12 protein-coding genes are annotated in these 14,794 nt (G+C 71.1%); 4 read left to right on the top strand and 8 right to left on the bottom strand.

Annotation, left to right across the window (positions count from 1 at the left end):
- Nucleotides 1-553: 553 nt before the first annotated feature.
- The 4 genes from dnaK (at nucleotide 554) to D1648_RS06935 (ending at nucleotide 4,716) form a co-directional block, all read left to right on the top strand.
- The gene (dnaK, locus tag D1648_RS06920; protein WP_122940033.1) at nucleotides 554-2,401 is read left to right on the top strand and encodes a molecular chaperone DnaK; all 1,848 of its coding nucleotides are present in this window, start codon (nucleotides 554-556) and stop codon (nucleotides 2,399-2,401) included.
- A complete protein-coding gene (locus D1648_RS06925) occupies nucleotides 2,401-3,078 on the top strand; it encodes a nucleotide exchange factor GrpE (protein ID WP_122940034.1) in 678 nt (225 codons plus the stop codon). Before dnaK ends, D1648_RS06925 begins: the two co-directional genes overlap by 1 nt.
- Nucleotides 3,079-3,197: 119 nt before the next feature.
- Complete coding sequence (locus tag D1648_RS06930; protein WP_122940035.1) at nucleotides 3,198-4,205, top strand: DnaJ C-terminal domain-containing protein; 1,008 nt, start codon at nucleotides 3,198-3,200, stop codon at nucleotides 4,203-4,205.
- 70 nt (nucleotides 4,206-4,275) lie between these two features.
- Nucleotides 4,276-4,716 (top strand): heat shock protein transcriptional repressor HspR, encoded by a 441-nt coding sequence (locus D1648_RS06935; protein WP_122940036.1) that lies wholly within the window; start codon nucleotides 4,276-4,278, stop codon nucleotides 4,714-4,716.
- Here D1648_RS06935 and D1648_RS06940 read toward each other — a convergent pair.
- The 8 genes from D1648_RS06940 to D1648_RS06975 form a co-directional block, all read right to left on the bottom strand.
- The gene (locus D1648_RS06940; RefSeq protein ID WP_241155379.1) at nucleotides 4,631-5,767 is read right to left on the bottom strand and encodes a glycosyltransferase; all 1,137 of its coding nucleotides are present in this window, start codon (nucleotides 5,765-5,767) and stop codon (nucleotides 4,631-4,633) included. The two genes, D1648_RS06935 and D1648_RS06940, sit on opposite strands and share 86 nt — an antisense overlap.
- Nucleotides 5,764-7,017 (bottom strand): glycosyltransferase family 4 protein, encoded by a 1,254-nt coding sequence (locus tag D1648_RS06945; protein WP_241155380.1) that lies wholly within the window; start codon nucleotides 7,015-7,017, stop codon nucleotides 5,764-5,766. Before D1648_RS06945 ends, D1648_RS06940 begins: the two co-directional genes overlap by 4 nt.
- Nucleotides 7,018-7,210: 193 nt before the next feature.
- Entirely contained in the window at nucleotides 7,211-7,711 is a 501-nt protein-coding gene (locus D1648_RS06950) for a YbhB/YbcL family Raf kinase inhibitor-like protein (RefSeq protein WP_122940038.1), read from the bottom strand.
- 40 nt (nucleotides 7,712-7,751) lie between these two features.
- Nucleotides 7,752-9,023: a carboxylate--amine ligase gene (locus tag D1648_RS06955; protein ID WP_122940039.1), complete on the bottom strand. Its 1,272-nt coding sequence runs from the start codon at nucleotides 9,021-9,023 to the stop codon at nucleotides 7,752-7,754.
- A gap of 77 nt (nucleotides 9,024-9,100) precedes the next feature.
- Complete coding sequence (locus D1648_RS06960; protein ID WP_122940040.1) at nucleotides 9,101-10,360, bottom strand: carboxylate--amine ligase; 1,260 nt, start codon at nucleotides 10,358-10,360, stop codon at nucleotides 9,101-9,103.
- A gap of 75 nt (nucleotides 10,361-10,435) precedes the next feature.
- Nucleotides 10,436-12,154, bottom strand: coding sequence for a glycoside hydrolase family 13 protein (locus D1648_RS06965; RefSeq protein ID WP_122940041.1), 1,719 nt, complete (start codon nucleotides 12,152-12,154; stop codon nucleotides 10,436-10,438).
- A gap of 118 nt (nucleotides 12,155-12,272) precedes the next feature.
- Nucleotides 12,273-13,172 (bottom strand): sugar ABC transporter permease, encoded by a 900-nt coding sequence (locus tag D1648_RS06970; protein ID WP_122940042.1) that lies wholly within the window; start codon nucleotides 13,170-13,172, stop codon nucleotides 12,273-12,275.
- 19 nt (nucleotides 13,173-13,191) lie between these two features.
- Nucleotides 13,192-14,769: an ABC transporter permease subunit gene (locus D1648_RS06975; protein WP_122940043.1), complete on the bottom strand. Its 1,578-nt coding sequence runs from the start codon at nucleotides 14,767-14,769 to the stop codon at nucleotides 13,192-13,194.
- Nucleotides 14,770-14,794 lie beyond the last annotated feature (25 nt).

Here is a 14,794-nt window from a genome sequence, read left to right on the forward strand (position 1 = left end):
CGGCGCTGGACGATGTCGTCGGCGGGACCAGTCCGGGTGTCACCAGCGCAGGGACTGCCGAGGTCAAGCGATCGAAGGCTGAGAACGATCAGCTGTGCGAGGACCAGGAGACGCTCCGCCCGGCCTCAGTTCTCTTCGCGGCGAGCTCGACCCGCGCAACCAGCGATCCTGGCGTTAGGCGACGTGATGAGAGGCGAGGGCTGCGGGGGCTGCCGGGCCTGGAGGCGTCGGGCCCGTATCGCAGCCCGCACCGTCATCGATGCCCTGGTCCAGGACAGGATCCGCGATCCAGTCACGCCAGTGACAGATCGGTGAGATCACTGCCACCTTGTCGAGGACGTATGGATGTGGCCTGCATCACGTCCTGTTGCACCGGGAATGAACCTGATCGGATCAGAGTTGAGTCGGGTGCACTCAAGAACGGAGCTGCTGAGATTGACATCGTCGATCTCGGGTTCTCTACTTGAGTCCGTACAGCTCAAGTCTTGCCGTCGGCCGCTGGTCGGCAGCGAAGATCCCGTGCGGCGCATCCGTCGCAGAAAGGCAGGCACCCATGTCCCGTGTCGTCGGAATCGATCTCGGCACCACCAACTCCGCCGTCGCCGTCCTCGAGGGCGGCCAGCCCACCGTCATCGCGAACGCCGAGGGCTCCCGCACCACCCCGTCGGTCGTCGCCTTCTCGAAGCAGGGCGAGGTCCTCGTCGGTGAGGTGGCCAAGCGCCAGGCCGTCACCAACGTCGACCGCACCATCTCCTCCGTCAAGCGCCACATGGGCACCGACTGGACCCAGGAGATCGACGGCAAGAAGTACACCCCGCAGGAGATCTCGGCCCGCACCCTCGGCAAGCTCAAGAAGGACGCCGAGTCCTACCTGGGCGAGTCCGTGACCGACGCGGTGATCACCGTCCCGGCCTACTTCTCGGACTCCGAGCGTCAGGCCACCAAGGACGCCGGCACGATCGCGGGTCTGAACGTCCTGCGCATCATCAACGAGCCCACCGCCGCGGCCCTCGCCTACGGCCTCGAGAAGGGCAACGACGACGAGCAGATCCTCGTCTTCGACCTCGGCGGCGGCACCTTCGACGTCTCCCTGCTCGAGGTGAGCAAGGACGAGGAGGGCTCGACCATCCAGGTCCAGGCCACCGCCGGCGACAACCGCCTCGGCGGCGACGACTGGGACCAGAAGATCGTCGACTGGCTGATCTCGCAGGTGAAGAACAAGGAGGGCGTGGACCTGGGCAAGGACCGCATCGCCCTGCAGCGTCTCAAGGAGGCCGCCGAGCAGGCGAAGAAGGAGCTCAGCTCCTCCACCTCCACCACCCTCTCCCTGCAGTACCTCTCGATGACCGAGAACGGCCCGCTGCACCTGGACGAGAAGCTGACCCGCGCGCAGTTCGAGGACATGACCTCCGATCTGCTCGAGCGCACCAAGGCCCCCTTCCACCAGGTCATCAAGGACGCCGGCATCAAGGTCTCCGACATCGACCACGTGGTCCTCGTGGGCGGCTCGACCCGCATGCCCGCGGTGACCGAGGTCGTCAAGGAGCTCACCGGCGGCAAGGAGCCCAACAAGTCCGTGAACCCGGACGAGGTCGTCGCCGTCGGCGCCGCTCTCCAGGCCGCGGTCATCAAGGGCGAGCGCAAGGACGTCCTGCTCATGGATGTCACCCCGCTCTCCCTGGGCATCGAGACCAAGGGCGGCGTGATGACCAAGCTCATCGAGCGCAATGCGGCCATCCCGACCAAGACCTCCGAGGTCTTCTCGACCGCCGAGGACAACCAGCCCTCCGTCGCGATCCAGGTCTTCCAGGGCGAGCGTCAGTTCACCCGGGACAACAAGATGCTCGGCACCTTCGAGCTGACCGGCATCGCGCCGGCCCCGCGCGGCATCCCGCAGATCGAGGTCACCTTCGACATCGACTCCAACGGAATCGTGCACGTGACCGCGAAGGACCGTGGCACCGGAAACGAGCAGTCCATCCAGATCACCGGCGGCTCCGCCCTGTCCGACGAGGACATCGACCGCATGGTGAAGGACGCCGAGGCCCACGCCGCCGAGGACGAGGAGCGCCGCAAGAACGCCGACGCCCGCAACACCCTCGAGCAGCTCGTCTACCAGGGCGAGAAGCTGCTGAAGGACAACGAGGAGAAGATCTCCGACGGCGACAGGACGAAGGCCGAGGACGCCATCAAGGAGGCGAAGGACGAGCTGGCCAAGGAGGACGCCTCCACCGAGGACCTCGAGGCCAAGCGCGACGCGCTGAACGAGGCGCTCCAGGCCGTCGGCACCGCGATCTACTCCCAGGCCCAGGAGGGCGCCGAGGGCACCGAGGCGCCGTCGTCCGATGACGACGACGTGGTCGATGCCGAGATCGTGGACGAGGACGAGGAGAACAAGTGATGACCGAGAACCAGAGCCACCCCGACGACGCTCAGCGCCCTGAGGGCGAGCCGCGGTTCTCCTTCACCGACAAGCGGAAGGTGAACCCGGAGGACGGCTCGGTCCGTCCCTCCGGGGACGCCCCCGCCTCCGAGGGACAGGGCTCCCGGGAGCCGGTCGACCCGATCGACGCCGAGGCGGCGACGCTCTTCGAGCAGGCCGCCTCGGGCCAGGGCGGGGACTCCGCCCCGGCCGACGCCGGACGGGTCGCCGAGCTCGAGGGCCAGGTCACCGCGCTCACCGAGCAGCTCAAGCGCGAGCAGGCCGAGTACGTCAACTCGCGCCGCCGGATCGAGGCCTCCGCCGAGGTGAGCAAGGAGGCCGCGATCGCCGGCGTGCTCGGCTCCCTCATCGGCGTGCTCGACGACCTCGAGCTCGGCCGCCAGCACGGCGACATCGTGGAGGGCACCCCCTTCCACTCCATCGCGCAGAAGCTCGAGGAGGTCCTCGGCTCCCACGGCCTGAAGCGCTTCGGCGCGGTGGGCGAGGAGTTCGACCCGAACCTCCACGAGGCGCTCATGCACGAGGACGCCGACGACGTCGAGACCGCCACGATCTCGCTCGTCATGCAGCCCGGCTACGCGATGAGGGACCGCGTGCTGCGCCCCGCCCGGGTCGGCACGCGGGGCCCCTCCTGAGCAGCTCCCACCACCACGCCGGGGCGGGGCCCGTCGGTCCCACCGACGGGCCCCGCCCCGGTCCCCCTCACCGACCCGCACGACGCAGAAGCACCTGAGGCTCCCGGAAGGAGACGCTGATGTCCGGACAGGACTGGCTCGACAAGGACTTCTACGCGGTCCTCGGCGTCTCCAAGGACGCCAGCGCGCAGGAGATCAAGAAGGCCTATCGCACGAAGGCCCGCAAGTACCACCCCGACCGCCACCCCGACGACCCCAAGGCCGAGGAGACCTTCAAGGAGATCGGCGAGGCCTACTCCGTCCTGAACGATCCCGAGCAGCGCGAGCAGTACGACGCGATCCGCGCGATGGGCTCCGGCGGCGCCCGCTTCTCCGCCGGACAGGGCGGACCCGGCGGTGCGGGCTTCGAGGACATCTTCTCCTCCATGTTCGGCGGCGGGGCGGGCGCCCCGCGCGGCGGCGGCTTCCCCGGCGGCGGGGGCGGCGCGAACCCCGACATCGACGACCTGCTGAAGATGTTCGGCGGCCAGGGCGGCGGCTTCGGCGGCGGGGGACCGGCCGGCTTCCAGCCCGCTCCTGCCAAGGGCCAGGACATCTCGGCCCGCACCCGCCTCCCCTTCCGCGATGCGGCGCTGGGCACCGAGGTGCGCCTGACCGTCGATGGGAAGGCCGTCACCGTCCGCATCCCCGCGGGCGTCCACGACGGGCAGAGGATCCGTCTGCGCGGCAAGGGCCGTCCCGGGCCCGGCGGCGCCCCGGCCGGGGACCTGCTGCTGACCCTCGACGTCGACGAGCACCCCGTGTGGAGCGTCGACGGCGCGAACCTGAGGATCACGGTGCCCGTCTCCTTCGACGAGGCCGTGCTCGGCACCACCCTGTCCGTCCCGCTGCTGGACGGCGGCACCGTCTCCGTGAAGATCCCCGCCGGCACCCCCTCGGGCCGGACGCTGCGCGTGCGCGGCAAGGGGCTGGTCACGAAGAAGACCACCGGCGACCTGCACGTCACCGTCGAGGTCGCTGTCCCCACCCATGTCGAGGGCGCGGCCAGGAAGGCCGTCGAGGACCTCCGCGACGCCCTCGCGGACGAGGACCCGCGCGCCGGGCTCGCCGCGGCCGCCGCCGGCTGACCCGGCCGGGGCGGTCGCCGTCCCGCACACACGGGCCGTCCTCGGCCCCGCCACCCGGAAGGAGCTCCCCATGGCCTCGTCGCATCGTCTCGACGACCGCGCGCCGGTCCTCGCGATCTCGGTCGCGGCCGAGCTCTCCGGGATGCACCCCCAGACCCTGCGCCAGTACGACCGCCTCGGGCTCGTCGTGCCGCGTCGCACGCGCGGCCGGGGACGGCGCTACAGCATCGGCGATGTCAGGCGGCTGCGCCAGATCCAGGCGATGTCCCAGGACGAGGGCATCAACCTCGCCGGCATCAAGCGGATCCTCGAGCTGCAGGACGAGGTCGCCGCTCTCGAGCAGCAGCTCGCCGGCGTGCGCGAGACCCTCGAGTCGATGAGCCCCGCGCAGCGGCGCGTCTTCTCCGCCGACCGCGACGGGGAGATCAGCGCCCTGCGCCGCGGGGAGCGTCCGCGCCGCGCCTCGACCAGCGGAGCACTGGTCGTATGGCGGCCCGGGCACCGCTCCTGACCCGGCCCGGCCGCGCGCCGACCTCCTCGTAGATCCCGTCCAGGCGCTCGGCGACCTGCAGCAGGTCCACGCCCTCGGCGGCCTCCCGGCCGGCCTCCCGTAGATCCGCGAGCCGACCGTCCAGCAGCGCGGCGAGCTTCTCCGCGACGCGCGGGACGAAGCCGGGACCGGCCCCCTCGACCTGGTGGGTGAGCACCCCGTCGGGCATCCCGTCGCGATAGATCGGGATGCCGCGCACGAGCGCCGGCACCCCGCAGGCCAGCGCCTCCCACAGCACGATGCCCTCGGTCTCCTCCTTGGTGAGGAAGCAGAACGCATCGGCGCCGCAGTACGCCTCGCGCAGCTGCTCGGGGCGCACGTAGCCGGGGAACAGCGCATTGGCGGGGGCGCTGCGCAGCGCCTGCTCGACGTCGGAGGTCAGCAGACGCGGATCGGTCCGCCCGTACCAGACGAAGGCCACCTCCGGCATCGCGCGCGCCAGCTCGACCCAGTCCAGGATCCCCTTGCGCACCAGCTGCATCCCCACGCTGACCACCACGCGCGTCTCGGGAGCGAGCCCGAGCTGTTCGCGCAGTCGGCCCCGTGCGCTCGGATCGGGACGGAAGAAGCTGGTGTCCACCCCGTTGGAGAGCACCCGGATCGGGGCGCGGATCCCGTACTCCGGCGCGGAGATCAGCGACCTCGAGTACTCGCTCGGCGTGACCACCAGGTCGCCGCGGCGGTAGAGGTGCGCGATCCAGCGCCGGAACAGGGGCGCGATCCGGTTCGCGCCGGGGAAGGAGTCGCGGAAGTCCTCCTCCGTGGAGTGCGCCCACATCAGCACCGGCCGGCCGCGCAGCCGCGCCCAGCGCGCCAGCAGCGGCGTGTCCGGGAACGGCGTGTTCAGATGCACCACGTCGAAGGGCTGCAGCGGGGAGGTGACCACCTCGTGGCCCAGCGCCCGCACCGCCGTCTCCTGGTGGCGGATCGCGGCGCCGATCCCGGACTGCGTCGCCAGGCGCGCGAGGCCGCGGGGCATCAGCACCCGCAGCGGCGCCTCAGGCGCGCTCACGCGGTCACGACCGGACGTGCGATGATCCGCGGGGCCCGACGCTGCAGGCTCTGGCGGTACACCTCGAGCACCGAGCGACCGAACTCCTGCGCGCCGCAGGTCGCACGGGCGTGCTCCCGCGCCGCCAGCGACATCGTCCCGCGCCGCCGCGGGGTGTCCAGCAGCGAGGCGAGATGGGCGGCGAACTGCTCGGCGTCCTCGTACTGCCAGCCGGTGCGCCCCTCGACCACGACGCTGTTCAGCGACGGGTCGCGGCGGCACAGCAGCGGGAGCCCGCAGGCGAGCGCCTCGATGAAGGTCAGGCCCTGCGTCTCGCTGAGGGAGGCGCTGACGAACAGCTCGCCGATCCGGTACCAGCGCTGGACCTCGGCCGGGTCGGCGACGCCTGCGAAGCGAACCCGCTCGGCGATCCCCAGCTCCCGGGCGCGCGCCTCGAGGACGGGACGATAGGGGCCGTCCCCGACGAGCACGAGCACCGCGTCCGGACGGTCCGCGGCGGCGACCATCTCGAGGACCTCCTCGAGGTTCTTCTCCTTGGCCAGACGCGAGACGGAGACGATCACCCGCTGCTGCGGGGCGATGTCGAGCCGGCGCCGCAGCGCACGGACGTCCTCGAGCTCGGCCGCGCTCTCGGCGGGACGGAAGCGCGTCAGGTCCAGACCCGTCGGCACGATGTGCACGGGGGAGCGCACCCCGTACCCGGCCAGCAGATGCTGGACCTTCGCCGTCGGGACGACCACCGCATCGGTCCCGGCGAGGACCTTGCGGGAGAACGTCTCCACGACCTTCCGCCCCACCGTGCGGCTGGGGGAGTAGTAGTGCGTGTAGTCCTCGTAGATCGTGTGATACGTGTGCACGAGCGGCACCGCGAGGATGCGCGCGATGCGCCGCGCCCACACATGGGTGGAGAACTCGCACTGGGAGTGGACGACGTCCGGACGCCAGCGCAGGATCTCCCGCAGCACGCGCCGGCTCGCGGGCATCCCGATCCGGGCGCGGTCGTAGACCATCGACGCCGAGACCGAGCCGATCCGGTACACGCCCGGCTCGCTGCGGGTGCGGATCCCCTGGGAGAGGGTCAGCACGCGCACCTCGCAGCCGAGGGCGAGCAGCTCGCGGCGCAGCGTCTGCACCGAGGCGACGACACCGTTGACCACGGGCTCCCACCAGTCCGTGGTGATCAGCACGCGCAGCGGACGGGTCGACTCGGCGGCGGGCCGAGCTGCGGGATGCTTCCTGGTGACGTTCACCCCTCGAGCCTCGCACGCACCCGGCCCCCGCGAATCCCCCGAGCGGAGGAGAGGGGTCAGACCGTGGTCTGATCCCGTCGCCGACGCCTGGTCGTGCCTGGTCCTCGAGCTCATGCGTCGAGCCTACGACCGGGGCGGGGAGCCCAGAACGGGGCACGCCCGACGGCTCGGGAGGAGTTTCCCCCCTAGCGGTTCAGGCTGACACCTGGTAACGGGCCGTGAGGGAGGTGGACGCGAGCTGCTGGGAGAAGATCGCGAAGCGCGCCTGCACGTTCGGCACGCCCTGCTCGACGCCGAGGCTCTCCGTCGGCAGGGCGTGGACCGAGAACTGGTAGCGGTGCGGCGGGCCGGCCGGCGGCTCCGGGCCGTCGAAGCCGACGTTCCCGAAGTCGTTCACGGCCTGCTTCAGGGAGGAGTCCTCGCGCGCCACGCCGACGGGCAGCGAGAGGGTCGCGGCCGGGATGTCCCAGGCCACCCAGTGCCAGAAGCCCGAGCCCGTCGGCGCATCGGGGTCGTAGCAGGTGATCGCGTAGGACCTCGTGCCCTCCGGCGCGCCGGTCCAGGCGAGGTCGGGGGAGAGGTTCTCGCCGCCGAGGGCCTCGACGAGCTGCTGCGGGGCGATCACCGACCCGGCCGGCGTGGCGGCGGAGGTCAGGGCGAAGGTCTGATCGGTCTCGGTGACGTTCTCGCTCATGCGCGCCAGCCTAGGCACGGCAGGGGGAGAAGTCGACCTCTCAGAAGCCGTCGGCCGAGGGGCGGGGGTAGTGCTGGAGGAACTTCTTGACCTGGTTCACCTTCGCCGCCAGGACGTACAGGCGGCGTCGGGCGCCCTCGACCTCGTAGGCCAGGGGGTGGACGGTGCGGCGCCGGCGGATCTCCTGCACCCGTTCCCGCAGTTCCGGGTCGATGATGTAGCGGCGCAGCAGGCGCCACGGCACGATCGAGTACAGCACCTCCTCGCTCGGCATCAGGCGCGTGAGCTCCCGGTCCTCGACGAGGTCCGCGACCACGGGGAGCGCGACGTTCGCTCCCGCGGCGGTCATGTAGTAGTTGTTGCGGCCGATGCGGGGATTGACCTCGAAGAACTTCCCGACCCCGTCGCGCGGGTCGATCTTCACGTCGAAGTTCGCATAGCCGCGGTAGCCCGAGTGCTGCAGGAAGCGCACCGACTGCTCGAACACCTCCGGCAGCTCGGCGGTGAACATCGCCGCCGGGTTCCCGAGCGCGCCGGGGGTGTGCTCCTCCAACAGCACCTGCGCCCCGCCCAGCAGCGTCACCCGACCGCGGGTGTCGACGTACGCGGTCACCGACAGCATCGAGGTGTCGTCCCCGGGGATCATCTCCTGGACCACGAAGCGGTCCTCGTAGCCGGCGGCCGCGAGCCGCTCGACGAGGTCCAGCAGCTCCGCACGGTCCTGGATCTCGAAGACCTTCCGCTTGCCGGGGAAGGAGACCGCGTTGTAGGCGGAGGAGCGGGAGGCCTTGGCGACCAGGGGCCAGCCGAGCTCGAGCTCGGGCACCTCGGGCGCGGTGCCTCCCTCGAAGTCGAGCACGACGGTGCGCGGGGTGGCCACGCCGATCTCGGCGCACATCTGCGAGAAGGTGGCCTTGTCCGCGACCGCCTCGAGCACGTCGTCGTCCAGCAGGGGCAGGTGGTAGAGCTCGCCGAGCTCCTCGCGATGAGCGGCCAGCAGCGCCACCAGGAAGTCCGCATTGGCCAGCAGCACGGGGCGGCCGCCGCCGGGCCTGGCCGCCTTCTCGCGGCCCACCCGCAGCAGCGCGGCGATCATGTCCTCCTCCGAGGCGGCCGCCCCCAGCTCGACGGTCTCGAGGATCGAGGAGTCGGCGACGGGGCCGGCGACCTTCCGCGTCACGACGGTGGAGGTGATCCCGTACTGCTCGTGGAAGGCGCGGGCCAGTGCGTAGATCCCGATGTCACCGCCCAGCAGCACGAGGTCGACCTCTGCGGTCGCCGCGGCGTAGGGATAGGGCGGGGTGTCGGGCATCGCGGTCCTCTTCGGTCGTGCTGTGTCGGGTTCGGTCGTGCTGTGTCGTGCGGGGGCTGCTGCGCGGCGGGGCGCGGTCAGAAGCCGGTGTCGGTGGGGCGCGGGTACACGGCACGGTACTTGCGCACGAAGTTCAGGCCGGAGACGACCGAGTACGCGCGCATCCACAGACCCTCCGGACGGTACCGGAAGGGGTTGCGCAGGCCGCGGCGCGCCACCCGCCGCACGTGCGCGCGCAGGGCGGGGTCACGCACGTACGAGAGCACCAGGCGCAGCGGCAGGATCGTGTACAGGATCGGTGCGGTGACGCGGACCGGCGCGATGTCCCGCCCGTGGATGCGGTCCTCGACGACGTGCCGGGCCACGGGCTCGCCGGCGGCGGTGACGTAGTAGTTGTTGCGGCCGATGCGCGGATTGATCTCGAAGAAGCACTCCCGGCCGGTGCGCGGGTCGACCTTCACGTCGAAGTTCGCGAAGCCCACGTAGTCGACGTGGTCCAGGAAGCGCTCCGCGGCCGCGGTGAGGGAGGGGAAGTCCCCGGTGACCATCGCGGCGGGGCGGCCCAGCGCCTCCGGGGTGTGCTCGCCCAGCAGCACCTGCGCCGCGCACAGCAGCGTGACGCGCCCGCGGCTCGAGCGGTAGGCGGTGATCGAGCGCTGCGCCGTGTCGTCGCCCTCGACGAGCTCCTGGAACAGGAAGCGCCCGGTGAACCCGGACTCGCGCAGGCGGCGCACGAGATCCTGCTGCTCGGCGGCGGACTCGAGGAAGAACACCTTCTTCTTCCCGGGGAAGTCGACGTGGTGGTACTCGGCGGTGCTCGCGGCCTTGCCGACCACGGGATAGGACCAGGGCAGCTCCTCGTGCCCGTTCCAGTCCGGCTCCCCGGCGCGGGCGAAGTCCACGATCACGGTGGGGACGGTGTCGATGTCGAGCTCGGCGCAGATCTCGGCGAACTCCGCCTTGTCCGCCAGGCGGCCGAGCAGCCCGGCGTCGACCTGGGCGAGGAGGTAGTGCGGCTCGAGGTCCGCACGGAAGCGGTCGATCAGCTCGATGAGCGAGTCGGCGTTGGTCAGCAGCAGGGCGGGACGGCCGACGGGCCGCTGCGCGGCCAGGTCGATCAGCGCGTCGCGGAGGTCCTCGTCGCTCGCATCGGCGCCGAGGACGACCAGGTCCGAGGTCACGGTGCGCTCGTTCATCGCCACCGGGGTGCGCACCACGGTGGTGCAGCGCATCCCGTACTGGGCGTGGAAGGCGATGGTGAGGTTCAGGGAGTTCAGCCCGGCCCCGAGGACGACGACGTCGAACCCGGGGTCGGCCGAGGAGGAGGGCGAGCGCATGGCGCCGATCCTAGCGGCGCGCCGGCCCGGACCGGCCCCGGCGCGGCCGGAGCCGGGGCCGACGTGGCGGGGGCCTCAGGCCCGGCGGAGCCAGAGGGCGGCATCGGCCGGGATCGTGCCCGGTGCGGCGGGAGCCGAGGGCGCAGAGGCGAGGAGGAGCTCGGCCCCGGCCAGGTCCTCCGCGAGCGGGATCTCCTGCTCCGAGGTGTTCACGAGCACCACCACGTCCCCGCGCGTCAGCCCGAGCAGCCCCTCCGGCAGGTCCTCGAGGAATGCCACGGGGGCCTCGGGCCGCCCCAGGCGCAGCTCGCGGCGCAGATGCAGGGCGCGTCGGTACATCTCCAGGGTCGAGCCCTCGACCCCGATCTGGCGGTCCACGGCGAGCTCGCCGAACACCGCTGGCTGCGGCAGCCAGCTGCTGCCGGTGGAGGAGAAGCCGAAGGCCGGGGCGTCCCCGCTCCACGGCAGCGGCACACGGCAGCCGTCCCGGCCCGGCACCCCGGCCCGCAGATGCGAGGGATCCTCGCGCAGGTGGTCCGGGATGTCGGCGACCTCGGGCAGGCCCAGCTCCTCCCCCTGGTAGAGATAGGCGGAGCCGGGCAGCGAGAGCATCAGCAGCGTCGCGGCGCGGGCGCGCAGCAGGCCCAGCTCCGCATCCGGCACCTCGTCCCGGGCGAGGCCCTCCCCGAAGGCGTGATCGGGCGGGAAGCCGTAGCGGCTCGCATGGCGGATCACGTCGTGGTTGGACAGCACCCAGGTGGTGGGGGCGCCGACGGCGTCCGCGAGCGCGAGCGGCTCCTCGATCGCGGTCCGCATCGTCTCCACGCCCCAGCGGGCCTGGAGGAAGCCGAAGTTGAAGGACTGGTGCGCCTCCGCGGGGCCGATGTACAGGGGGAGCCGGTGCTCGGGGATCCAGGCCTCCAGCACCATCATCCGCTCGCCCTCGTAGGAGTCCAGGATCGGCCGCCACTCGCGGTAGATGTCCAGCACGCCGTCGTTGTCGAAGTAGACGGGAACCTCGCCCTCGGGTATGTCGATGAGGCCCTCGGCGTTCACGGTGGCGTCGGGCAGCCCCTCGGGCTTGACCATGCCGTGGGCGACGTCGACGCGGAAGCCGTCGGCCCCGCGGTCCAGCCAGAACCGCAGCACGTCCTGGAACAGCTCGTGGACGGCCGGGTGCTCCCAGTTCCAGTCCGGCTGGGAGGTGTCGAAGATGTGGAGGTACCAGGGTCCCGGAGTGCCGTCGGCCTCGGTGATGCGGGTCCAGGCGGGGCCGTGGAAGATCGAGGTCCAGTTGTTCGGGGGCAGCTCGCCGTGCTCGCCGCGGCCGTCGCGGAAGACGTACAGGTCCCGCTCGGGGGCGCCCGGCCCGCCCTCGATCGCGCGGCGGAACAGCTCGTGCTGGTCGGAGGAGTGGTTGGGGACGATGTCCACGATCACGCGGAGGCCGAGCTCGTGGGCGCGGGCGATGAGCGCGTCGGCGTCGGCGAGGGAGCCGAAACGGGGATCGACGTCGGTGTAGTCGGCGACGTCGTAGCCGCCGTCCTTCTGAGGGGAGGTGTAGAAGGGCGAGAGCCAGATCGCGTCGACGCCGAGGTCGCGAAGGTGGGGGAGGCGGGAGGTGATCCCGGGGAGGTCGCCCATCCCGTCGCCGTCGGAGTCGGCGAAGGAGCGCGGATAGACCTGGTACACCACGGCGTCGCGCCACCACTCGGGGGCCTCGTGGACGGCGGTGCCCGCGTCAGGGCCGGGCAGCGGGGCGGTGCTGGCAGGGGCGGGGGCGTGCAGGGTCATGGGGGTCCTTCCGGTGGTGCGGCGGCGCGGGGCGCCGAGGTGCGGGGTGCGGCGCCGAGGGGCGCCGCACGGCGCCCCGCCGCGCGGGACGGGACGCCGAGGTGGGGGAGGGGGCTGCTCAGCCCTTCACGGCCCCGGCGGTCGAGCCGCCGACGATGAACCGCTGCAGGAACTGGTACAGGAGGATCACGGGGATCATCACCATGACCGAGCCCGCGGCGAAGACGCCGAGGTTGTTCGAGCGGTCCGAGGAGAACATCCCGTACATGCCCACGGCGAGGGTCTTCTTCGAGTCGTCGGTGAGGAAGATCGACCCGATCAGGAACTCGCTCATCGACCCCACCAGCGCCAGCAGCAGCGTGGTGGCCAGGATCGGGGTCATCGAGGGCACGAGGATCCGCGAGAACGTCTGCCAGTGGGTCGCGCCGTCGAGGATCGCAGCCTCGTCCAGGGAGGTCGGGATCGTGTCGAAGAATCCCTTGATCAGCCAGACCTGACCGAAGGCGCCGCCCATGAGCACGGCGATGTAGCCGGCCAGGGTGTTCAGACCCAGCACGGGCACCGCCTCGCCGAGGTCCGCGATCATCGTGTACACGGCGATCATCGACAGGATCGCCGGGAACATCATGATCAGCAGCACGGCGAGCATCCCGCCGCGGCGGCCGCGGAAGCGCAGCCGGCTGAAGGCGTAGGCGGCCAGCAGCGAGAGGAACACCTGCCCGGTGGCGACCACGCCGCACACGATGATCGTGTTGAGGTACCAGCGCAGGAAGTTGGCCCGCTCGCCGCCGAGCATCGCGGCGTAGTGCTCGAAGGTCACCCCGGAGGTCGGCAGCAGGTTCGCCGAGGACAGCGAGCCGCTGGGGTTCACGGACGCCGAGAGCACGAACAGGATCGGGAAGACCGCGAAGGCGATGGCCAGGACGCCGACGACGTGCCGCCAGCCGATCTCCGCGAACCAGCGGCCGGCGGGCATGCGGTGGCGCGACTCGGCGCGGGAGGCAGTGGTGGAGCTCATGAGGACCCCTTCCGCGGGCTCAGTTGACGTCCTCGAGGACGTTCGTGAATCGGAACTGGATGGCGGCGAGGACGCCGGTGAGCACGAACAGGCACACCGAGACCGCGGCGGCGAAGCCGAAGTCCGCCCCCGAGCCGCCGAAGGCGATGCGGTAGACCATCGAGATGAGGATGTCCGTCGCGCCGCGGCCGGAGCCGTCCGGGAAGGGCCCGCCCTCGGTGAGCAGCTCGATGGCGTTGAAGTTGTTGAAGTTGAAGGCGAAGGAGGAGACGAGCAGCGGGGCGACCGCGACCAGCAGCAGCGGCAGCACGATCCGCGAGGTCGCCTGCCAGCGCGAGGCGCCGTCCATCCGCGAGGCTTCCGTGAGCTCGTCGGGGATCGCCTGGAGCGCGCCGGTGGAGACGATGAACATGTACGGGAAGCCCATCCACAGGTTCGTCAGCAGCACGGCGACCTTCGCCAGCGTCGGGTCGCCGAACCAGTTCAGGTCCAGCCCGAGCATCTCGTTGATCAGACCGAAGTCGCGGTTGTAGAAGTTGGACCACACCAGCAGCGAGATGAAGCCCGGGATCGCATACGGCATGATCAGGATCGAGCGGTAGACCTTGCGTCCCCTCAGGCGCTGGTCGTTGAGGATCAGCGCGAGGGCGAAGCCGAGCGCGAAGGTCGTCAGCACTGAGCCGGCGGCGAAGACGAGAGTCCACACGAAGGCGGAGAGGAACTGCTTCGCGACGGTGGGGTTGGTCAGCAGTCGCTCGTAGTTCGACAGGCCCACGTTCTGCAGCCACCCCTGGGAGAAGGCGCGCTGCCCCTCGGAGTCGACGAAGTACTGCTCGTCGCCGACCGTGCCCACGGTGTACACCTCCCCGGTGGAGGTGTCCGTGATCGAGTCGGACGCCTCGTCGTACTGCAGCACCGTGCTTCCCACGAAGGCCTGGTTCACCCCGAGGGGGCGCACGGCGGTGGTCTCGTCCACCGGCACGGCGAGCTCCATGAGCTCGTCGTAGATGGTGTTGACCTGGTTCGCGTCCAGGATGGTGAGACCGTCGGCCTCGGTGACGCGCCCGTCGTCGACGGAGACCGTGCCCGGGTCCACCTCGCTCAGCGCGGTCTCCTCGTCGCCGTGCAGCACGGTGCCGTCGGCCGGGTCCACGAGGAAGAGCTCGTAGGGGCCCTCGGCGGGGGAGCCGGAGGTCGCCACGGTCATCGCGTAGCGCGGGGCGTCGGGGGAGGGCTGGACCGAGTTGGCCACGATCGAGCCGATCGCCTGCTCCTTGGTGCCGCGGGTGCCGTCGCCGTAGTTGGTGAAGGAGTAGCCGACGGTCAGCACGATCGGGAGGATGAGGAAGACGCCGAGGAAGAAGGTGCCCGGGAAGAGGTACTTGCCGGGGACGAAGCGCCTGGTGGAGTACAGGGCGAAGATCGCGACGGCGGCGGCGAGCAGGACCGCCAGCCACATCCAGGACTGCTGCGCGATGAGCACCGGGGCGATGAAGACCGTGAGAGCCAGGGTCGCGCCGAGGACGAGCACGCGGGTGAGGACGGCCGACGCCGTCGTGGAGCGCGTCCGGTGCGCCGGAGCATGCGTCGAGGTCATGAGGCGACTGTGCCTTTCGTGGGAT

The sequence above is a fragment of the Brachybacterium sp. EE-P12 genome, from assembly GCF_003711805.1.
Classification (GTDB): Bacteria; Actinomycetota; Actinomycetes; order Actinomycetales; family Dermabacteraceae; genus Brachybacterium.